22 protein-coding genes and 2 pseudogenes are annotated in these 20102 nt (G+C 47.5%); 9 read left to right on the plus strand and 15 right to left on the minus strand.

Annotated elements, in window-relative coordinates:
* The coding region (locus B7L70_RS13435) for a hypothetical protein (protein ID WP_162009133.1) at window positions 1–1106 on the plus strand (1106 nt) is incomplete at its 5' end.
* Between the two features lie 106 nt (window positions 1107–1212).
* On the opposite strand, the gene B7L70_RS07675 is transcribed toward B7L70_RS13435, so the two are convergent.
* From B7L70_RS07675 to B7L70_RS07710, 8 genes are all read right to left on the minus strand, one after another.
* Complete coding sequence (locus tag B7L70_RS07675; protein WP_081227282.1) at window positions 1213–2178, minus strand: dihydroorotate dehydrogenase; 966 nt, start codon at window positions 2176–2178, stop codon at window positions 1213–1215.
* A complete protein-coding gene (pyrE, locus tag B7L70_RS07680) occupies window positions 2168–2770 on the minus strand; it encodes an orotate phosphoribosyltransferase (protein WP_081227283.1) in 603 nt (200 codons plus the stop codon). The genes B7L70_RS07675 and pyrE overlap by 11 nt, the downstream gene beginning before the upstream one ends.
* A gap of 6 nt (window positions 2771–2776) precedes the next feature.
* Window positions 2777–3256, minus strand: a complete 480-nt coding sequence (pyrI, locus tag B7L70_RS07685; protein ID WP_081227284.1) for an aspartate carbamoyltransferase regulatory subunit — start codon at window positions 3254–3256, stop codon at window positions 2777–2779.
* Window positions 3249–4175, minus strand: coding sequence for an aspartate carbamoyltransferase (gene pyrB / locus B7L70_RS07690; RefSeq protein ID WP_081227297.1), 927 nt, complete (start codon window positions 4173–4175; stop codon window positions 3249–3251). The genes pyrI and pyrB overlap by 8 nt, the downstream gene beginning before the upstream one ends.
* A gap of 93 nt (window positions 4176–4268) precedes the next feature.
* Window positions 4269–5531, minus strand: coding sequence for an ATP-binding protein (locus B7L70_RS07695; protein ID WP_143701588.1), 1263 nt, complete (start codon window positions 5529–5531; stop codon window positions 4269–4271).
* Window positions 5532–5621: 90 nt separating this feature from the next.
* Window positions 5622–6299 (minus strand): hypothetical protein, encoded by a 678-nt coding sequence (locus tag B7L70_RS07700; RefSeq protein WP_143701589.1) that lies wholly within the window; start codon window positions 6297–6299, stop codon window positions 5622–5624.
* Between the two features lie 70 nt (window positions 6300–6369).
* On the minus strand, window positions 6370–6954 hold the full coding sequence (locus tag B7L70_RS07705; protein WP_081227287.1) for a hypothetical protein: 585 nt from the start codon (window positions 6952–6954) through the stop codon (window positions 6370–6372).
* Window positions 6955–7106: 152 nt separating this feature from the next.
* Window positions 7107–9383, minus strand: a complete 2277-nt coding sequence (locus tag B7L70_RS07710; RefSeq protein WP_081227288.1) for a hypothetical protein — start codon at window positions 9381–9383, stop codon at window positions 7107–7109.
* A 161-nt stretch (window positions 9384–9544) separates the two neighbouring features.
* Between B7L70_RS07710 and glcV the strand changes: the two genes are divergently transcribed.
* From glcV to B7L70_RS07735, 6 genes and pseudogenes are all read left to right on the plus strand, one after another.
* Window positions 9545–10657: a glucose ABC transporter ATP-binding protein GlcV gene (glcV, locus tag B7L70_RS07715; RefSeq protein WP_081227289.1), complete on the plus strand. Its 1113-nt coding sequence runs from the start codon at window positions 9545–9547 to the stop codon at window positions 10655–10657.
* Window positions 10658–10714: 57 nt separating this feature from the next.
* Window positions 10715–12031, plus strand: coding sequence for an adenosylhomocysteinase (gene ahcY, locus B7L70_RS07720; RefSeq protein WP_081227290.1), 1317 nt, complete (start codon window positions 10715–10717; stop codon window positions 12029–12031).
* A 268-nt stretch (window positions 12032–12299) separates the two neighbouring features.
* Window positions 12300–12428, plus strand: coding sequence for a hypothetical protein (locus B7L70_RS14155; RefSeq protein WP_255408854.1), 129 nt, complete (start codon window positions 12300–12302; stop codon window positions 12426–12428).
* Between the two features lie 38 nt (window positions 12429–12466).
* On the plus strand, window positions 12467–12883 hold the full coding sequence (locus B7L70_RS07725) for a hypothetical protein (RefSeq protein ID WP_081227291.1): 417 nt from the start codon (window positions 12467–12469) through the stop codon (window positions 12881–12883).
* A 171-nt stretch (window positions 12884–13054) separates the two neighbouring features.
* Window positions 13055–13444 (plus strand): annotated as a pseudogene (locus B7L70_RS14295) (HEPN domain-containing protein).
* Window positions 13425–13800 (plus strand): annotated as a pseudogene (locus tag B7L70_RS07735) (nucleotidyltransferase domain-containing protein). Before B7L70_RS14295 ends, B7L70_RS07735 begins: the two co-directional pseudogenes overlap by 20 nt.
* Before the next feature lie 93 nt (window positions 13801–13893).
* On the opposite strand, the gene B7L70_RS07740 reads toward B7L70_RS07735, so the two are convergent.
* From B7L70_RS07740 to B7L70_RS07750, 3 genes are all read right to left on the minus strand, one after another.
* Window positions 13894–14112, minus strand: a complete 219-nt coding sequence (locus B7L70_RS07740) for a hypothetical protein (protein ID WP_143701590.1) — start codon at window positions 14110–14112, stop codon at window positions 13894–13896.
* Window positions 14113–14496: 384 nt separating this feature from the next.
* Window positions 14497–15597, minus strand: coding sequence for an ATP-binding protein (locus B7L70_RS07745; protein ID WP_081227293.1), 1101 nt, complete (start codon window positions 15595–15597; stop codon window positions 14497–14499).
* 497 nt (window positions 15598–16094) lie between these two features.
* Complete coding sequence (locus tag B7L70_RS07750; protein ID WP_081227294.1) at window positions 16095–16694, minus strand: hypothetical protein; 600 nt, start codon at window positions 16692–16694, stop codon at window positions 16095–16097.
* Between the two features lie 209 nt (window positions 16695–16903).
* Between B7L70_RS07750 and B7L70_RS14160 the strand changes: the two genes are divergently transcribed.
* Window positions 16904–17029 carry a hypothetical protein gene (locus tag B7L70_RS14160; RefSeq protein ID WP_255408855.1) on the plus strand — a complete coding sequence of 42 codons (126 nt, stop codon included), beginning with the start codon at window positions 16904–16906 and terminating at the stop codon, window positions 17027–17029.
* Window positions 17030–17227: 198 nt separating this feature from the next.
* On the opposite strand, the gene B7L70_RS13440 is transcribed toward B7L70_RS14160, so the two are convergent.
* Window positions 17228–17392: a hypothetical protein gene (locus tag B7L70_RS13440; protein ID WP_162009134.1), complete on the minus strand. Its 165-nt coding sequence runs from the start codon at window positions 17390–17392 to the stop codon at window positions 17228–17230.
* 84 nt (window positions 17393–17476) lie between these two features.
* Here B7L70_RS13440 and B7L70_RS07755 point away from each other — a divergent pair, with 84 nt between their 5' ends.
* A complete protein-coding gene (locus B7L70_RS07755; RefSeq protein ID WP_081227295.1) occupies window positions 17477–18019 on the plus strand; it encodes a hypothetical protein in 543 nt (180 codons plus the stop codon).
* 254 nt (window positions 18020–18273) lie between these two features.
* On the opposite strand, the gene B7L70_RS07760 is transcribed toward B7L70_RS07755, so the two are convergent.
* The 3 genes from B7L70_RS07760 to B7L70_RS13445 all read right to left on the minus strand — a co-directional run.
* Window positions 18274–18594 (minus strand): hypothetical protein, encoded by a 321-nt coding sequence (locus tag B7L70_RS07760; RefSeq protein WP_081227296.1) that lies wholly within the window; start codon window positions 18592–18594, stop codon window positions 18274–18276.
* Window positions 18595–18672: 78 nt separating this feature from the next.
* Window positions 18673–19206, minus strand: a complete 534-nt coding sequence (locus B7L70_RS07765) for an archaellin/type IV pilin N-terminal domain-containing protein (protein WP_238376162.1) — start codon at window positions 19204–19206, stop codon at window positions 18673–18675.
* A 710-nt stretch (window positions 19207–19916) separates the two neighbouring features.
* On the minus strand, window positions 19917–20102 hold a 186-nt coding region (locus B7L70_RS13445; RefSeq protein WP_162009135.1), incomplete at its 5' end, for a hypothetical protein.

The raw sequence follows: 20102 nt of genomic DNA on the forward strand, positions 1-20102 counted from the left end.
ACATAATCATCACGGGCATAAGCAATCAAACAATTAGCAGGTGCAGCATCCTAGTAATTAGCAGTGATTGGTTAGAGAATTTAGGTAATGAGTACGGAGGAGTAATAATCAACGCCATGCAGAGAGGTTTACCCGTGATGGCTATAGGGCCCGACGCAGGTAATTCATTACTCATGGTTGTGGGCAACTTCATAGCCAGTAAGGCAGCTTTAATCGTGGGCATACCTACTGGTAATGGTAAGCAGTTAAGGCCAGAACTACCCACAAACGTTGTTGCACTTGAGATAGCGATGATACCGATACGCAACGCAACGAGGTATCCAACGATCTGGGAAGTCTACGTAAACACCCCACCGACAAACATTACGTATGCTGTGTTGAGGGCTTGGAAGGATTATAACACAGCCAGGGCATTCCAACAATATGGGTCATCACTGTCGGTTAATATACAAGGCTTTAACTACGTTGGGCATGTCGGCTGGTACGCAACAAATACCTACGATTGGTACGGTAACCTGGCGGGCCAGCAAGCTCTTAGCGTCGATTTCTACTATACTTTCTACTACATTACAGCAAAGAATAATTATTACTTCTTCCTAAACCTAGTAAAGCATGATGTGACAGGGTTCCCCACTCATTTGAGTGGAGCATTTACTCCATGCGTAGCCACTGAGGCAGTTAATGGCTATACCTCCAAATGGCCCGGGCAGGTACTATTCTACTCAGCACCAATTGGAGGATCAAGCAATCAAGTCACAATAAGTTATGAAGAAATAGGACTATTTGGTAAAGAAGGAGTCGTTGTAGGTGAAACAATAACTCAGGGCTCGGTTAATTGGAACTACCTCAGCAATCCAATTGAGGGGCAGGATAAGTGGACATGGACCTTTAACAACCCATCAACCGACGCAACGTATACGCTAGTGCCCGCTGACATCTTTCAACTAAACCCGAATCTACCCGGTGGACAGCCGCCACTAATCGAGACCATAAATTCCACAGCCCTATTTGGGAATTACCTCGGCTGCTTTAATGCACCTAGTACAATAAGTGTCACGGTTGATGTTTACCCAACATCCGTCACGGTAATTAGCACTAGTACATAATAAAGGCATTAAAAGATGAAAACATGTAAAAAATTACTTATTTATTACATTACAATGAGATATAAGTCTAGGTTTACCCATCACAAAATATAAAATATATTTCATATTATAATGTTATTTGTGAGAGGTAAGCATAAAGCTCTCTCAGTAATCTCGTGAATACGATAGGACCCTCAAATGCAAAGGCGGTAACAACACCAACCAGGTTGGCGCCGCTTTTCAGCAGCTCGGCAACTTGCCAACCGTGGAAAACACCGCCTATCCCAATAATCGATCCCTCAAAACCCCAGGCCCTGACTCTGCGTATCAAAGTCTTGACCAGTGGGTATATTGGGTATCCGCTTAGTCCGCCGTAACCAACAGATATACGTGGTTCTTTAATGGGTAATGTATTGGCAATGGTTAATCCATAACCATACCTCTCAACCCTCTCCGTAATCCACCTATAGAAATCAACTCCTGTACCAAGGGGTATCTTGACAAACAACGGCTTGTTGAAATCCCCAATAACACTTAGCAGTTCATCTAGATAATTAGTGTCATTAAGCCAAGAGCCACGGTATGTTGGGCTACTAATGTTTATTTCAACTGCGTCTATACCAAAGCCCCTAAGTCCATTGAGCATTATCACGAGCTCCTCTATGGAGAAGCCTGCAAGGCTGATTATGACCCGAACCCCAAACCTCCTCGCCAAATCAATTATCCTACTTAATCGGCCAATAAAATCGCCAAACCCCCTCGATGGAAGCCCCATTGCATTGACCATAGCCCTTAAACCCGGGTACTTAACCATGCGAGGTTTTGGGTTCCCAACCCTCGGTCTCAGGGTTACCGAGCCTATCGTTATGAAACCAGCATCACTCCTGACTAGGCCATTTATTAACAGCCCATCCTTATCGATACCGGCACCAAGGCCTATGGGGTTCCTAAACTTAATACCATAAACCTCGGTTGGGGACTCTGTGCCAACACGCGGTACTCCAGTAATACCCGACCTAATTATGGCGTGCGACACGCTGTAGGTTAGCTCTGGCGGTAAATGATTTAGGTAATTAATGAACCTAGGCAACACGCGTCTTCACCAAGTAATTAATGACCTCCTCATACAGACCCCTACTTATGGCGCCAGCATTTAACAGTATGTTTAGTATTGATGTGATGCTCAATAACGCGACCGCATCAACCCCCTCCCTCCTAATAACCTCCAAACCACCCTGCTCCCTATCAACAAATGCAGCAGCCGCGACTACCGAGCCTCCTTGCCCCCTAAGGATCCTTATTGCCCTAACTATGGAACCGCCTGTTGTTATCACATCGTCTATAACGATTATTTTGACCCCAGGCTTTAGATCGCCCTCAACAAGTCTCGATGTTCCATGCTCCTTAGCCTCCTTCCTAACGTACACCAAACCCTTACCCAACTCGTAGGCTACCATGGATGCCCAGGGAATACCGGCTGTTTCTATGCCAGCTATTAAATCCACGTCACGATTATTGAGCAGGTTAACCATGGCGTTGACCAACTGTTTATAGATGCTTGGGTGTGAAATGGCTACCCTGAGGTCTATGTATATGGGACTCTCAAGACCACTAGTTAGTCTGAACTTCCCAAACTTTATGGCACCGATCCCATAGAGGCTTAGCACTAATTCTGAGATGTTCATGCGCAATCACGTGATACCCAGTGATTTCTCAATATCGCCTAGGTCGTGTATTGTACCGCAGTAGTCACATACGAGCTTTAGGGGCTCTCTGAACACCACCCTAAACCTGCTCCTGATCGGCTCCCTCTGCTGGTTCGTTATGCACCTTGGATTCTTACACTTTATCAAACCCTCAATAACGTCTGGCACAACTACCTTGAACTTACTCACTACTTCGTAATCCCTAATTATGTTGACGGTCGCGGTTGGGGCAACGAGGGCTATCAGGTTCAGTTCATCCTTAGTTAGTTCCCTGCCCTCAACCTTAACGATATCCTTAATACCCAATTTACCACTCTCCACATTCATGACTAGGGCTACCCTGAACCCCTCACGCCCCGTTATACCAAGCATCCTAAGCACCAGCAGCGCCCTACCCGCGGGTATGTGGTCAATAACCACGCCGCTCCTTATCTTACTAATTATCAACTCCTTCTTACTACTCATGGTCACCACCCAGGATAAGCTTCAGGAGAGCCATCCTAAGCGGCACGCCAAGACCTGCTTGTTTAAAGTACCTGGCGTGGTGCGTTGAATCAACCGCGAAATCCACCTCATCAACCCTGGGCAATGGATGCATTATTATCATGCTAGGTTTAGCCCTCTCGATGAGTTTCAAATCAACCTTATAGGCTCCCCTGACTCTCTCGTAATCCATGGGGTCGGGAAACCTCTCCCTCTGTATCCTAACCACGTAAAGGACATCAACATCACCTATGGCCTTGTAAGGATCATCGGTCCAATCATAAGCCATACCCCTCGAGCTCATGAACTCAAGCAATTCACGCCTAGGCTTAAGAGGTTCGGGGGATATGAGGTGTAGCTTAACCTTATAGTAGGATAAAGCCTGTATTAGGGAATTAACAACCCTGGCATACCTGAGATCACCCAGGATGCCTATGGATAAACCATCTATCGTACCGAACTCACGCCACATGGTGTATAGATCAAGCATAGCCTGGGTCGGGTGGTTCTGACTACCATCGCCAGCATTAATGACGGGAGACTCGGCGACCTCGGCCGCAAACCTGGCGGCGCCTTCGAGACTATGCCTAATGACTATTGCGTTGGCGTAGGAATCAAGCATCCTAATGGTGTCGGCAAGGTTCTCACCCTTAGCCATGGATGTTGCCTCAGTTCCACTGAATCCAATCATTGAACCACCAAGCCTAAGCATTGCCGTTTCGAAACTAAGCCTAGTCCTGGTGCTTGGTTCAAAGAACGCCAGCGCCAGCACCTTACCATTGAGTATATCTAGCCTGGACTTGGCGTACTTCTCCATGTTCAAAGCCTCGGTGAATAGGACCTCTAAGTCCTCCCTTTTGAAGTCCAGCACGGTTATTACATCCCGACCAAGCCAGCCCAAGGAACCCACCGAACGCTCGGTTAAAGCCCTAATAAGGCTTACTCGCAAGAGGCCAGCACAAGGCCCCGGTAATACCTTAAGCACATTGAGTAATCACGGCATGGTTTTCGCGTTTTCGCGGATTGTCCTCACCACATCGTCGGGGGATACGTTTACTGTCCTTCTCTCGATCATTGCCCTCAGGGCCCAGTAGTAGGCAGGTATTTGGTAGGCGTAGTCGTTCCCGAACCAGGGCTCGCCCTGCACATCAGACGTGCCAGATAGCCTCCACGCACCTAATAGGCGAACCATCACGTTACCCTCAAGGAGCCCGAAGTACCCCCTAACAATGTCAGGCTGTCCCACGAATTCGCCGAGGTTTAACTCCCTGGCGGCGCTATTACCGTTCTCTACGAGTTCATTAAGTACCTTGCTTATACTTCCGCACCTACCTGCCTTACAGTACTTATCAAAGGTGTTTTTGATTCTATTAATAGCATTTTCACGAAGCCACATTGCCACGTCCCAATCATAGTTGTTAACAAGCTCGTCCAACTCCCTCATGTTCCCACCCAGGAGTTGCCAGAGCAACTCCACATCGACATTGGCCCTAACGTGCCTGAGAACCTCATTGAGAATATTCTCGAAACTCCTCCTTGGCAGATTCCAAAACAGGTACGGCGTGGAGTGACCCTTACCACCTAGTTTATCAGCCACGTCCAACGCAGCCTGGTCACTAAGTGCAAAGATGAAGTAAAGCCTCTTCTGCGCCAAGTCCTTGAACGTACGTTCCATGACATCGCGGTGCTCCACACATTGGGCGAATCCGCCTGCCACACCGCTTATGTCATGGTATTCAAAATCACGTAGTTTCTCCCTCAGGTACCTATCATACTCATCAATCACGAAGACCACATTCTCGATACGACCAAGCTCACCCCCATGCCTCCTCAACACATCTATAATCACATTAATAACCTTTCCCAGGTTCATAGAGAGCGTGAAGCCGGCTGCGGATATGGGCGCACTCACCTCTATCGACTTCAACGCCTCAAGTATGGCATTTTTAACGCCATAACCCACGTAAGCCATGATTTCGGGCATGGACTCCCTAATTATCGCTGGGTTATAGTCGTAATACACGAACATTGTATCGCCACCCTCCATCGCCTCTGCTATTGTCTTGAGGAACGTCGTCTTCCCAGCACCGAATGGCCCATAGATGAAGGCAACCCTCTCCAACTTTAGTACGTTGTTGAGGAACTCACGAACCTCGTACTCCCTATCCTCGAAGTGCACACCATAACCACCCAACCTAAGCACCACCTTATCATGCATCCTCCTAATGATTTCATCAACATTACGAGCAGGCCGCATGCCACCGAAGTGAACCACCAGCACTTAATAAAGGCATACACATTGCCAGTTAAAATAAGGGTTGGGAGAGTTTTGAGACAGGCTAGAGCATTACTGCCTTATCGCCTCAATCACCTTCGCTGCCCTAGACCTCCTATGTCCAATCATGAACATGACTAACCCGATCATCATCAGTGCCGTCGTTACTACGCTCTCGGCTTCGAACTGCGGTATATAGGCTGGCGAGTTTGCCGGTATTATCCTCGTGTATGGGTAGAAGGCAATCAACAGGTACGCAATCGGCATGCCCAAACCCATAACCAAGGCACCGTAGTAGACAAGCCTATTACTGAAGCCGCCAGCCCTATGGACCCTGGCGAAGACCAGCGACACGTAGGCCAGGATAAACCAATAGGCAATCAGTAATAATATCTCATAGACTTCAGATAGAATCTCAGCCCCACTTACTGATGTCATTGAAGCACCAATTCCTAAGGAATAAAGATTTAATACAGGCCCAAATAGGAGGAGGAAGAGGAACGACGGTGTTGTGTACGCCAGCGCATCCCTGTAATTGGCGATGTTGAGGACACGTAGTAGGTAGGGAGTAACCACGAAACCAACAATGCACTCTAAGGCTACGGCAGGTGCGGCAAAGGCCATGTAGAGGTTCAACGGCATTGACTCGGGCGGTGCTGGATGAATCAACGAGAAAATAGGCACTGGGTTGAAGACTAGAGTCGAGGCGAGCACATAGACATACCTAATAACCAAGTCCCTACTAACCATGGCAACCACCTAAAAATAATAAAGATGAAATCATTTTAAAAGTTTGATTCGAAGACATTAGCAAGGCTTGTCACCCATACGTGTAACTACTACATTTAGGTGAACCAGCGTTATAGCCCGGTGTATTTAAAGCCGACGCACAGCCAGTATATGTATTGGGCATGTTTGGAGTCCAGTGGCCAATTGCAGATGCGGTGAAGCTAAGGCTTATATAATATGGTGGGGTATATTCGCAACTCCAAGCTTCGTACCAAGCAGGTTGCCCATTTACGTAAACAACCCCCATATTAAGGGTTCCAGAACCGCAACCAGGTAGGTAATACGTACCTGATGGTGGCGGATTAGCCCACCAATATGGGTCATATATGTATACTGCGAATTGATAAGAAGTATCAAAGACATCAAGGTAGTAAGTACAGTATCCATCAAAAGATACCGTGCCACCGAAAGGAACGTATGATGAGCTCCAGGACCAACCACACGAATACCAAGCACTCATTTGTGGTTTGTTTCCTCCTGGTTGTATTGCTAGTACTATTGTTGGTGGGTTTATTGCCGTGTACACATGTATCGCAGTGAATAGTGCCATTGCCATCAACAGCACGACTGCACCACCGACATAGAGCCCATTCCTTACCGAGAACCTGAAGCCCATCAGGAAACAGGTGGGTGGCGGGACTTTTTTTAACTCGGCTATTCACAAAAATTGCTCCGAGCAGAACTGAAAGGTTACTAAAGCCCAACAAATGTACTTCAGCCCCAAAGCTCCCTGTTTCTCTAGGGATTCAGTAATATTACGTTGATGTTTTAATCTCCAAGCACCCTTAGGGAGAACTTGCCGCTATGCAGAACCCTAACCATGCCGTTACTCAATACTTCGTATTCGCAATCACTGCATGAGATGCTCATCGGCCTTAGTGGCGTGTCTATGAGCACTTCGTACTTGTTCTCAACCCTGTGCCCGGGTCCCTCGTAATTAATCATTAACTCGTTGCCCTTAATGATGGAGCTCACCTCCTTTACTAGTCCGTATATTGTGGGTATGTTCCTCGCCGTCAAGCCCCTCCTAAGCAACTCGATGGGCATACCCCTTAGTAATGTTGGTGAGCCTAGGAAGTCGTTGATTATGAGGTTCCTAATTAGCATTATGAACTCGGCGGCTGCCCAGCCATGGGGTACATCGCCCTGTCCACCACCGCCGGTTATTATCGATAAACCCTCGGCCCAGCCATAGGTTGGCGTTGTATGGCTTACTGCCCAGTTCAGGTACCTGCCAACCCTAGATCTATCGCCAAGTAATGCCCAGGAGTGGGCGAGGTTCATTGTTAAGTAACTACCGTATGTACCCCATTGGTGCACGTTGACGACACCATCACCAAAGCCGTACAGTTGCTCCGTAACCTCCAACGTACGCCTGACCAATGGATTATCCAGCGGTAGCGCCATTGTGGGCCATGCCACGGCAATAACCCTAGTCATTGCCGAGTCAGCAACCCTCTCCGGCGCAGGTACTATGTAATCAATACCTAACCTCGATCTGACAACGTTTATTGAGTTAATAAGGGCATCCACATACTCATCACGTAACCTCTCAACCCACTGGGAATCCTCATGCCCAATTTCCCTAAGCACCTTACCCAACTCCCTAAGCCCAGCTATGGCCCACATGTCATCCCAGTAGTGGTGGTCCATGGGTCCCGTATCCTCGGCCGACCACGATGGTGGTAATAAACCCCTCACAGACTCATCACCTGCGAACTCCCTATTTGCCTCAAGCCACTCAATACCACGCCTAATCACCGGGTACCACCTCCTCAGTAATTCATAATCGCCGGTTAACTGTACGTACTTACCTACGGCCCAGAGAACCTGCCCATTTGCGTCGTATTCCTTGACCTCGAAGTCCACAGCCTTAAAGTAACCGCTGGGATCAACTCTCCTTAAAATCTCCTCAACCACAGCCCTACCCATGTCTTGAAGGTTAGCCATTGTTAGTGCTGTTGCCATGTACGAACCATCCCTAACCCAGAAGAGGTGGTAGATTAGTGGGCCGGGTGTTATTTTACCGCCATCCCAAAGCATGGTTAGGTGGGCTATCGATTGACGAACAATATCACCGATAGCGCTACCGCCAATTAATACGGAGAACTCCCTATCATTAATAGTATCCCAATCCCTAAGGGAGGACTGAATGTCCGAATCTGCGATTGACTTAACCAAGTATCTATTGTGGGGCGTGTTCCTGAGCGGGTCTATGGGCGCCTTAATTCTCAATCTCCACTTGCCCTCATTAATCACGGCATTAAAGCCCAAGGCCGCATGCGCCCAACCTAGCTCGTCGGTGACCTGCAGGGAACCATTGAGTCTACCCAATACCGCGTCCTCGCTAGCATCGACCTCAACGTTGTATGAACCGAACTGCGTGGGCTCCCTATCCGTTGTGAGGGCTAGCTCGTTGTTGATTACCATGAACCAACCATCGCGTTCAATCATTACGTTGCTAACCTCAACGAAGTGATCCGCATTATACGGCCTTGTCGCAAGGTAAACAGTGTAGTTGCCAGGTAAGCCCGACAACTCCAGGTCCACCACCAACACGTCGACACTAGACCTACTTGCAACCGTGGACCTGGCAACAACCTTAACACTGTCCAGGTCCCACTCATTGATGATGATGGGGTAACCAGGTCTTTCGAGGTATTGCCTAAAGGATCCATGGGATCCAGGCGTGTATAGGCGTGAGCCATCGTGTATCCAAACCTCGAACGCCACGTTTCTCCTGGTTACGAAGAGCATTGATGGATCTACAATTGCCTCGTTAATACCGTAGACACTACCGACGATGCCCCAGTCCTTGAAGTGTAGGTTTCTAAAGGGCATGAGCTGTGCTGGCTCGAACCCCCTACCACCTGGTGAAAGCTGCTCCCTAAGCCACCTCGGCCAGGCTCGATTAGGCCTCCTGTAATATAGGCCCATGATGAACATGTTATTACCGAAGCTATTCACAGCGGATTTTACGAATTCGTCAACATCCCTACCCCACATCTGGGCCGCGTGTGCTAGTCGCTTGCTTACGTAACTCATCCTAATCCCTGATATAGTCCTGGAAATAGTGGTTAATAATAATGTTACCCTAGATGTGGGTTTAACAATTATACTAATAAGACCTAGTATACTTAAGCAGATTTAGTCATGCTCGTTATGTTAGTAAAGATTTTAATTGCAGTAAATTAAGTTTGTACGGTATGGTTAGGGTTTATTTGCACGAAGTCACAAAGGTGTTTGGGAAGGGCGCCAAGAGTGTCGTCGCCCTCGATAAGGTTGAGCTCGAGATTAGGTCTGGCGAGTTCATGGTCGTAATGGGTCCCTCGGGCCATGGGAAGACGACACTACTGAGGGTTGTTGCTGGACTTGAGGAGCCAACCGATGGCGAGGTTTGGATTGGGGATTCCCTAGTGGCTTCACCAAGGAAGGGTGTGTTTATCCCGCCTAAGGATAGGAATGTTGGTATGGTATTCCAGAACTGGGCCCTCTACCCGCACATGAAGGTTTTCGACAACATAGCATTTCCACTGAAGATAAAGCACATGCCCAAGAACGAGATAGAGAGGAAGGTTAGGGAGATCGCCGAAGTACTCGGTATAGCAGAGACCCTGGACAGATACCCGAGGCAACTATCCGGTGGGCAGCAGCAGAGGGTTGCCATTGCCAGGGCTTTGGTTAAGGAGCCCAAAGTCCTCCTGATGGATGAGCCCTTCAGCAATTTAGATGCAAGAATCAGGGTTACCGCAAGAGCCTTTGTTAAGGAAATACAGAGGAAGCTCGGCATAACCACAATACTTGTGACGCACGACCCAGCCGACGCATTAACACTGGCCGACAGGATAGCCGTGTTGAGAAGAGGCGTTATCCAACAGATCGGGCTTCCAAGCGAGGTCTATGATAAACCAGCCAACATATTCGTTGCCAACTTCATAGGCGATATAAACCTATTCGAGGGGTCAATAGTTGGTAAGGGCGGGGAGGCGTACTTCGACGGCGGCGACATCAAACTGCAACTACCACCAAGCGCCGCCAGGAATATCAATGCCCAATCAGTAATACTTGGGATAAGGCCTGAGGATGTTGTGCTCTCCAGGGAATCCCTGCCTGGCAATAATGATTTGATCTACGTGGGTAAGGGTACGGTGGAAATATCCGAATTTGCCGGCGGTAAGTTCAACGTCATGGTTAGGTTAAAGAACGCTGAAATTAAGGTGGTATCATCAACAAGCTTTGGACTTGGGGATGCGGTTGATGTATACTTTAGGGCGTCCGAGATTAAGATATTCGACAAACAAACAGAGAACTTAATCTAGGCTAATTCAAATACAAAAACTTTAATATCCACTAAGGTCGTTCGATAATGATCCAAAATGCCCTATAAGGTAAAGGACACATCACTAGCCGACAAGGGTCGCCTACTCATTGAATGGGCCGAGAGGCACATGCCCGTATTGATGAAAATAAGAGAACGATTCAGCAGGGAGAAACCCCTTGATGGTGTTAGGATATCCGCAAGCCTTCACGTCACTAAGGAAACCGCAGTCCTAGTAAGGACATTGGTGGCTGGCGGGGCCTCGGTAGCCCTAGTGCCATCAAATCCATTATCAACCCAGGATGAGGTTGCCGCAGCCCTTGCTGAGGAGGGGGTTAATGTTTATGCGTGGAGGGGTATGAATGAGAGGGAGTATTACAATGCAATAGGTTTTGCGATATCCCATGAGCCGGTGGTTACGATGGATGATGGTGCGGACCTAACCGTGACATTCCATAAATTATCCATGGGCGTCAAAGGCGGTGATGTTGACTATGCAATAGAGACCGCGGGCAATAGGGACTTTGTTAAGTTGATAGGCAATGTTTACGGCGGCACTGAGGAAACCACGACGGGCGTCATTAGGCTTAGGGCAATGGCTAAGGAGGGAACGCTTAAGTACCCAATAATAGCCGTCAATGACTCGTACACCAAGTACCTCTTTGATAATAGGTACGGCACAGGGCAATCAACGTGGGATGGCATTTTGAGGGCAACGAACATACTGGTAGCCGGTAAGGTTGTCGTTGTGGCTGGGTACGGCTGGGTTGGGCGTGGGATAGCCATGAGGGCTAAGGGACTTGGTGCACGTAGGGTCATAGTCACGGAGACAAACCCTGTCAGGGCTTTGGAGGCTGTCTTTGATGGTTTCGAGGTGATGCCTATGGGCGAGGCTGCGGAGGTGGGGGATATATTCGTAACCGCGACTGGGGACATAAACGTGATAACCGTCGAGCACATACTAAAGATGAAGGACGGAGCAATACTAGCCAATGCAGGGCACTTCAACGTAGAGATAGACGTGGCTGGCCTAGAGAGGATTGCTGCTGAGAAGAGGAGGGTGAGGGATTACGTTGTTGAGTACAGGTTACCGAATGGGAAGAGGGTTTACTTACTGGCTGAAGGCAGGCTTGTGAACCTAGTAGCCGCTGAAGGACACCCGAGCGAGGTAATGGACATGTCCTTCAGCAACCAGGCCTTGGCTGTCGAGTACATAGTGAAGAGCAGGGGCAAGCTTAGTCTAGGCGTTCACAAGCTACCAGACGAGCTCGACATGGAGGTAGCCAGACTGAAGCTGGAGACAATGGGCATTAGGATAGATCAATTAACGGAGGAACAGAGGAAATACATAACAGGCTGGGAGCTCGGTACCTAACCTAAAATCAAACCCTACCCAACACAGCTCTATACTTCTATAAGTAACTGAATACAAATCCCCAAACGACCCATTGAGACTCGACTCATCCAGGAGTTTAAATGGGTCTTTCAGCCGCACACCTGACTTTGTCCATACCCCACCCTGGAAGGGGTTTGAAGGCTGTTTCAGTCTTTATAATTATTTGCGGTGCTCGTGTTCTTTGTTGTTTAGGTCCTCGTTATTTATCACAGCCCTAATTATTGGAGGAGCCTAAGGTCGCGATAGCGTGACTGTTCTCACGCATAGGGTGAGAGTCTATGCAAAGTATGGCATATCCACGTACAATGTTAACCCGGAAGAGCTTGAGAGGTTAGCGACGACAAAGACGAGTCAACAAAAGCCATTGAGGACCTGAACTAAAGCCTTATTAGTGCTTGGGTTGGTTTTGTTTTGATGGTTGAGTCTGTTGTTGGTGCGGTGGTTGATAAGGCTTTGGAGGCTGTCTTGAGGAAGGTTGGTGAGGGTAAGAAACTAACCACAGAGGACTTGGTCGTGCTAATGCTTGGTTTGTTTCAGGAGATTAGGAAGGATGTAACCGAAACAAACAAGAGGATTGATGCACTCTATGATCTAGTGGGCAAGAATTATGAGGTATTAAGTAGGAAGATTGACGAGACCAACAAGAGGATTGATGCCCTCTACGAATTAATGGGTAGGAATTATGAGGCGTTGAACAATAGGATTAATGCATTAAACGAAACGCTAAGCAGGAGGATTGACGAAACAAACAAAAGAATCGACACACTCTACGACCTACTAGGAAAAATATACGAAACACTAATCAAACAAGCAACCACACAAAGGCAATAATGGGAACAGCCACACATGACATAACGGTTAAGACTCGCTGTCTCTCTGGAGACGGCGTCATATGTAGGAAAAGAGAAAAATGACTCCCCTCTCGCCCTAAAGGGCGAGACTTGACCGTTGATCAGAAGGTCTTGCAGAGACCTTAAAGTCCTTAAAAACCTAGGTATTTTAGTGGTGAGCAGATACAGTGATTGGTTGAGGCAGGCGGAGAGGAACCTAAAGTCTGCAGAGGTACCTTCAGAGTGGTCTTTATGAAGAGACCTGTTACGAATCCCAACAAGCCGGGAAAAAGCGGTTAAAGCCTTGCTTAACTTCCTACACAAAGAGATGAGGGGACACTCAATCACTATCCTCCTTCAATCTTCCAATCTCAATGTGCCTACGGAGATCCTTAGTTGCGCACAAGACTTAGATAGGCATTATATACCTTCACGTTATCTCGACGTTTACGATCAAGGGGCACCGATGGATTATTATAACGAGACCAACGCTAGGGATTACTTAAAATGCGCCAAAAAGATACTTGAGTGGGTGAAGGGTTTTGTGGGAGGAACTGTGTAGGATTTACTCTCACCTAAAACCCAGGCTCGTAATTCTCTTCGGCTCTCATGCTAGGGGCGATTATACCGACCAGAGCGACATTGACGTGTTAGTGGTTTCCGACCTATTGCCCAAAGACCCTAGGGAAGGTTTCTTAATGACCTTCGATTTAAACCACCCCAAGGTAATCCCTACCCCAATGAACACCCAAGTCTTCCTAAAGAAGCTCGAAGAAGGGTCGACCTTTATTCTAGAAATCATCGAAGATGGTAAAATAATCTGCGGTGAAGAAGATTTTATCAAAGAAGTTATGGAAAAATTTAAGAAAGTTAGGAAGAGGTTTAAGAGAATAAGGAAAGTTATGGGAGTGGGAGTAAATGGATAAGGCCTCAATCCTCACTGGAGCTATTGATTTAATGACCACTCATAACTGTCTCTCCGGAGACGGCATTATAACCTGTTTATTAAGGCTATTGTAAGTACTTCGTAAGGGTTGAATATCTACATCGACCCCCTAACCAGCTTCTCGTTGGCACTTTCATCACAATCATGCGTAATTCATACCAGGTATTTACATACTCATTGGTCGCAACCTTAACCACCAGGCTCGGTGGTAACCTATAAACCGCACCCAGCCTATAGGTGAGTAGGCTTGTTACGTTGTCCAGTACCGGTGATACCTGGTTCACCACAACGTTTATACTGACCCTACCCTTCCAACCTTGGTTACGTTAATGACTAAGCATCTTACTGAACTCGGTCACGTGCATCCTACCTTCTCATCATTGAGGAACCTCCTCAACCTCGTTTTCAATGCCATACACACCCCATCAACACAACGCCTTAATTAGGGCTTAAGCCAGGCACTTGGGGTATAGCCCTGCGTATTTCCTGCCCGTGTTCCCAAGGACGTTCCTGACCACGACCAACGAGTCACGGATTGACCCCTTAACGGTGACTTAGCCGTGACAAGTTTCAAAGCCCTAATACTCAGTAGGACCCCATTGCCATGAAACCTCGCCAGGAATTATAGTGCGTAGTGGGTGGAAGTGGGTTGTTTAGGAGTGGGTTGGTTACTTCCTGAGTTGGTTTAGGACATCGTCTGGACTTATGGACAAGCTCTTCCTATCCTGTACCACCTTTACGACCCAGTAGTAGGCCGGTACCTGGTAGGCATAACCACCGGTGTGGTTAGGCATGACCCAGGGTTCGCTAGGTAGTTCGGATAGTGACGAGCCACCAGGTACGCTGAGCCTTATTACAATATTCCTCCTCAAAAGCCTCCTTTGAATTCTACCGCTGCCGGAAAACGCATCAATAACTCTCCTAATGATTCTCTCGCCAAGCCACTGCCTAACATCCCATTTATAATTAATAACAAGTTGCTCAAGCCCCCTCAGGTTACCACCGATTAGGTTCCACAGTAATTCAACATCGATGTTCCTAGCCCCCGTTAAACCTGCAACCTCCTCAACGACCTCCTCAAACGACCTCCTCGGCAGGTTCCACAGTAGGTAGTACATGGCGAGCCCCTTATCGCCAAGGTCCTCAGCAACGTCCACCGCGGCTTGATCACTAATCGCCACTACAACATTAACGTGCTTATTCACGAAGTCGCCCCACACATCCCCCTCAGGGTTCTCTATGGAGTCGGCTAATGCGTTTAGTAAACCAAACAAGGCATTGTAGTGCCTATCACCCTTACCCCTCATGTACTTATCAACATCGTCGAGGAAAATCACAAGCCTCTCGGCCTTAGCCTCCTCAGCCTCCTTTACGGCTAAATCCACGAGTTTCCATACAATGTCCGCAGTCCTTACGAACATGCCAAATACATCAAGCTCCTTCATATTCCTAGTTATTTCCCTATTAATGGCCCTACTATCAATGCCTGGGAGTACGGAACCAAGTAATTCCTCAAGGCTCCTCTTACCGAAGTTTACGTACTTAATGTATAAACCATCCCGCTTATTAGCCGCACTGGCGAATTTCCTTAGGAACGTACTCTTCCCAGCCCCATAAGGCCCATACACAATGCGAATCCCTGGCTCGGCCAATGCCCTGTTTAGGAATCCCTCGACCTCACGCTCCCTATCCCTAAAGTGAATCCTATACCTACCAAACCTCACCTCACCCTCACGCATCCTCGCCAAAACCTCACCTGGACTGAGCATGCAGGTAAAATACGGGCAGGGCAATTAATAAACCTAATCAGAAACCTCACAAACCGTTTACCACAACACCTTTATCCCGGTTATTTTTATGGTCGGATGTAGGTAGCGCGAGAACTACTTTCTGGAGACGGCGGTTAACTCACCGCTTTCTTCTTGATGGCTTCTCCGTGGGCCGTCCCCAGTTACGGGAGTGGCTATTGCTGGTTGCCTAGTGGTTCATCCTTGACTCCCTCGCCTAGCTCATCTGGTTCGTCCCGCTAATTCACCGCTTCACCTAAAATTAAATGCTCCGCTCTTGAAAATAAACAACGCATAATTGAAGACAGAAACAGCCCAAACAATGACAGGCCCGTGAATTTAATAGGAATGCTTGCAAGTAGTTTAAGATACCCATAACTACGATGAATTAGAAGAGAGACCAGAGGTCTCTGTATATGGGCTAATGGAGGGACAAAGGAAACACATAATGGACTGGGAACTAGGTACCTGACACAGTATCAAACCCTGCTCAATACAATCCTATAGGTATCGCCATCCCTCCTATAGGTTATTGAGTATAAACCCTTAAATGACTCATTAACTAAACCGTGTATAAAACCCATTGTGAATTGTAAATTGAAATCAGCATCAAATGGCTCCGTAATAACTACCTGGATTTCATTACCCGATAACACGAGGTCAACAAGCCTAAGCCTATTAAATGCCGTTGCAGTCATGAGCCCCGTATAAACGCTCTCTCGTGGAGGTAGGTTGAAGGATTTGGCGGTCTCCCTACCATACTCATAACCAATCCTACGAAACACACTAAAGTCAACACCAATTGAGGATAAAACACTTGATGAAGCCCTCATGAAGAGCTCCCTCGAGAAGCTAAGGGGTGTTACTGGGAAGCTAAATAAGCCAAGGGGTTCAATATCTCTGATACCACGAATCTCATAAAATACATCACTTAAACCATGATTCTCAAGCTCAAGCATTAATGCGTGGGAGTTACCGATAACATTCCTAATGTTAATGCTCCTGGACTTAAGTGTCAAGGTTATTTCAGAAAGGATTCCAGGCCTATCCCTAACAACCCTACTCAACAACCAAACCATCAAAGAAACTGAAAATTCAACTTAATAAATATCGCGTCAAGAATATCAACAAATCATTGATGGGATGATGAATGATGTGTGAGCACCCCAATGACACATTCACAAATACTCAAAGAGCATCGATAAAACCAATTACCGAGCAAACCCCAGGACTATGAACTAAGAACAACAAACCCTAGGCACAAATTCACGGCCCCATTGTGAAGGCTATGCAAAATCGAGTTCCACCCTACAGCATCAGAGCTGACCTCCTCCCCGCCCTGAAGGGCGAGGCTTGGCATTTTGTCATTAAGGCGTTTCAATTCGCGTTGGCGGAATTCATTAATGAGTACTGAAAAGATGTAGAGCGATTGAAACAAGCATTGCACATGCCAGACGACTCACTCTACGCATTACATAGCCGAGGGCTACGAGCCCATTGCGCTCATCATCAACTAGCGCCGATGCCAGTATTAGGGTGTCCGTTGAGTGATCCATGCAACCTCGCATCTTAATTCGTTGATGTGGTTCACGAAGACGCTCATTCTTCATCCTTAATTACGAATATGTCCATCAAACCCGTAAGTCGTGGGCTTCAGTCCCTTATGGCGTTTGCCCAGCCCATGTACACCGTGCTCACCGTATTGGATGGCGAGTAGGATGGCCAGGGTTAATAGTATGACTATTGCCACGAGGAATACTGGGGACTCTAGACCCATCACCTGTGGTGGTGGGGAGCAGGTCGATTAGGTATGGCATTAATTTTTTAAGGCACAGTGTAGATTTACACTCGGGTGCCTTGCGTGGATATTATAACCATACTCAGCACTATAGTTGCCGTGGCTGGGATTGTGGGCGGTGCAACATACGGGCTTGGGGCTAGGCTAGCCAGGATCGAGAAGGACGTTGAATCACTAAAGAGAGGTGTTGAGGATAATGCGAGGGAGATTAACGAGCTAAGGAGAGACGTGAGCGAGTTGAAGACTAGGGTTGACGACCTCACCAAGGCCTTCAGGTGGCAGAGTGATGTCATGCTCAGCCTCGTCGAGCAACTTGATAAGAAGGGCGTCATTGAGGGCGTAGAGGCTTGCAAGTTAGCGTTCAAGGACATAACCTCAATCATAGGCAACCCACTCACTGAGGAGGAACGAAAGAGACTCCTTGAACTCATCAACAAGGACGATTTAACCCCAGAGGAAGCCGACGAGCTCGTGAGACTGGCGAGGAAGGTCCTAGCCGAGCACATGGACAAGAAGGAGGCATGGTGGTTAGCCTACTACGCCGCGGCAAAGCGCGGGGAAACCTACAGGAAGTACAACAAGAAACTAACACCACTACTAGACTAACCCAACACCAAACACCCAGTCCCAACCACCTAGTGCCTGCGCTTGGCTTTAGAATCAATACCTATTTATAATTAGAATGGAGGTTGGGGTTTTAGCGAACCTTAAACCCCGCTAACCCTAATGGCTGGGCCGCCGACCCACCAGCCCTTGGCACCGGAATAACCGAGTCCAGGAGAATCAAGGTGATACTCCACAAAGCAAAGAAGCACCTATACAACGAGGAACTAAAAAGAGGGACACAGCAACCAGGCTGTTTAACCATTACATGAGGTGTTCCTGAACACCCTGAGCCACCTATACACTGCTCCGTAACCCCTGATGTGCTCGCTCTTGAGTAGTTCGTAGGCGGTTACGTAACCCCTGTGGATTAGGTATGCGTAGTAGCTGTTAACCCTAGCCCTAACAACGCCAGGCTCATCGGAGTCGCACAAGAGTAACTCCCTATGGCGTGAGTCGAGGCACCTAATGAACCCGTCTAGGAAGACCAGGTACTCATCAACCCAAGCCCTCAGTGGCTCATCCACGTACCTAAACAACTCATCCCTCAACCTCAACAACTCAATAGGCAAGCCCACAAAAACCACCAAACCAACACAAATAAAAGAGAAACACGGAAGAAAAATTTTAACGAGACTTTACAAGAGACGTTTATGTTATGAGGTTGCTGTTACTGTGAATGGGTACTGCTGACCGCTTGTTGTCACTATCGTACCGCTGTATTGAGCGCCAACAGCGGCGGTCTGGTTCCCACTACACGTTGCAGTTAAACTACTGCTTAATGGTGTACCGCCTATATATGAATTTGAAATACTAACGCCTGTGAAGTAACCACTTGAGCCTGTGAGCGCTATCACAAGGAATTCGCCCTGGGCTCCAGCCGGTACCGATATTGGCGGGCTGAAGGTGCACGTTAGGCCACCTAGCGTGAACCCGTTAATTCCAACGGCAGTACCCGATGGGTTGCTGACAAGCAACGACAAATACGCAGGTTTACTAGATGATAATGTAGCTGTATTATTTAAACTAACAGCCTGTATCTGCAGTGTCGCAGTCTTCGCAGCACCACCAGCCAAGCCAAAGACCCACACTGCCACTGCCACGGCTAGTGCTATAGCCACAGCTATGAGTATTATCGTCGCAACAACATTCGATATACCCCTCCTATCCATTCTATTTGTAGACCTCATACACGTTCTACTTCACAAATTACTTAATAAACACTGGCATGTGATTGATTAATTACTTTCTACCTCCCAAAAACTCTTTCTACATGCACAAAAACGCAAAAACAAAAACCAGCCACATAATGCCTTTACCAACCCTCGGAGCTCTTTCAACCATGCAATTCAACCCCTAAATCCCCCAACAGGAAAACCACAACTAATACTCGCCCTTTATACGGCTCGCGCTCAATAATGCATGCGCCTTTAATTAAGGGCGAGTTGAGCTGACCCATCCTATTACTAACCATGGACACTCCTACTGTAGTATTCGACGTGAATGAGGGCACTCGTTTATTCAAACCGATGCGCCAATGGGCGCTAGGGTTGAAGACGGGTACTGGCTCTGTGTGCCGTTATAGTTCAGCTTCAGGTTTATATAGCTTGTCTTCGACGTGTCACAGTGGATTTATAGCGATTGGCACTGGTTCCGTAAACCCATGTACCCGATCTCAAGGCCCTTTATTAGGTAGGTGTTTCAATTTATTTTGATGATTTAATTGCTTCAGCTGTGGTGGCTGTTGTGCTTGCAGTCCTCTGGTTCATGTCCTATACGAAGTACACTCCTCCGCTAAGAATATTAGCAAAAACCTGGGAAATATAAAATATGTTGCAATACCTTCTTATTTTCGTGTATCAAAAATAAAAATGACCGCTTATCAGGTATTGCAACACATTCATGATCGCCCCACGCATAGGTAATCAATGTATGCATTGCCAGGGTACCAATTTCCCTTGCCTGGGTTGGGTAAGTTTGAGTACACGAAGAATGTGCCAAACCCAACCTCCGTTATTTTTGCGCTAGAGCCTACATTTGATGGAATCACGCCCTCAACTACTTGCCAAGCATTCTCCAATAAGTT

It is taken from the genome of Vulcanisaeta sp. EB80 (assembly GCF_002078205.2).

Coding starts and splice junctions, on each gene's coding strand:
- glcV (WP_081227289.1), top strand. CDS start 9,545: ATGGTTAGGGTTTATTTGCACGAAGTCACAAAGGTGTTTGGGAAGGGC.
- B7L70_RS07745 (WP_081227293.1), bottom strand. CDS start 15,597: ATGCTCAGTCCAGGTGAGGTTTTGGCGAGGATGCGTGAGGGTGAGGTG.
- B7L70_RS07710 (WP_081227288.1), bottom strand. CDS start 9,383: ATGAGTTACGTAAGCAAGCGACTAGCACACGCGGCCCAGATGTGGGGT.
- B7L70_RS07700 (WP_143701589.1), bottom strand. CDS start 6,299: ATGGTTAGTAGGGACTTGGTTATTAGGTATGTCTATGTGCTCGCCTCG.
- B7L70_RS07750 (WP_081227294.1), bottom strand. CDS start 16,694: ATGGTTTGGTTGTTGAGTAGGGTTGTTAGGGATAGGCCTGGAATCCTT.
- ahcY (WP_081227290.1), top strand. CDS start 10,715: ATGCCCTATAAGGTAAAGGACACATCACTAGCCGACAAGGGTCGCCTA.
- B7L70_RS07705 (WP_081227287.1), bottom strand. CDS start 6,954: ATGGGCTTCAGGTTCTCGGTAAGGAATGGGCTCTATGTCGGTGGTGCA.
- B7L70_RS13440 (WP_162009134.1), bottom strand. CDS start 17,392: ATGGGTCTAGAGTCCCCAGTATTCCTCGTGGCAATAGTCATACTATTA.
- B7L70_RS14160 (WP_255408855.1), top strand. CDS start 16,904: ATGCAAAATCGAGTTCCACCCTACAGCATCAGAGCTGACCTCCTCCCC.
- pyrE (WP_081227283.1), bottom strand. CDS start 2,770: ATGAACATCTCAGAATTAGTGCTAAGCCTCTATGGGATCGGTGCCATA.
- pyrI (WP_081227284.1), bottom strand. CDS start 3,256: ATGAGTAGTAAGAAGGAGTTGATAATTAGTAAGATAAGGAGCGGCGTG.
- B7L70_RS07695 (WP_143701588.1), bottom strand. CDS start 5,531: ATGCGGCCTGCTCGTAATGTTGATGAAATCATTAGGAGGATGCATGAT.
- B7L70_RS07725 (WP_081227291.1), top strand. CDS start 12,467: ATGGTTGAGTCTGTTGTTGGTGCGGTGGTTGATAAGGCTTTGGAGGCT.
- B7L70_RS07765 (WP_238376162.1), bottom strand. CDS start 19,206: ATGAGGTCTACAAATAGAATGGATAGGAGGGGTATATCGAATGTTGTT.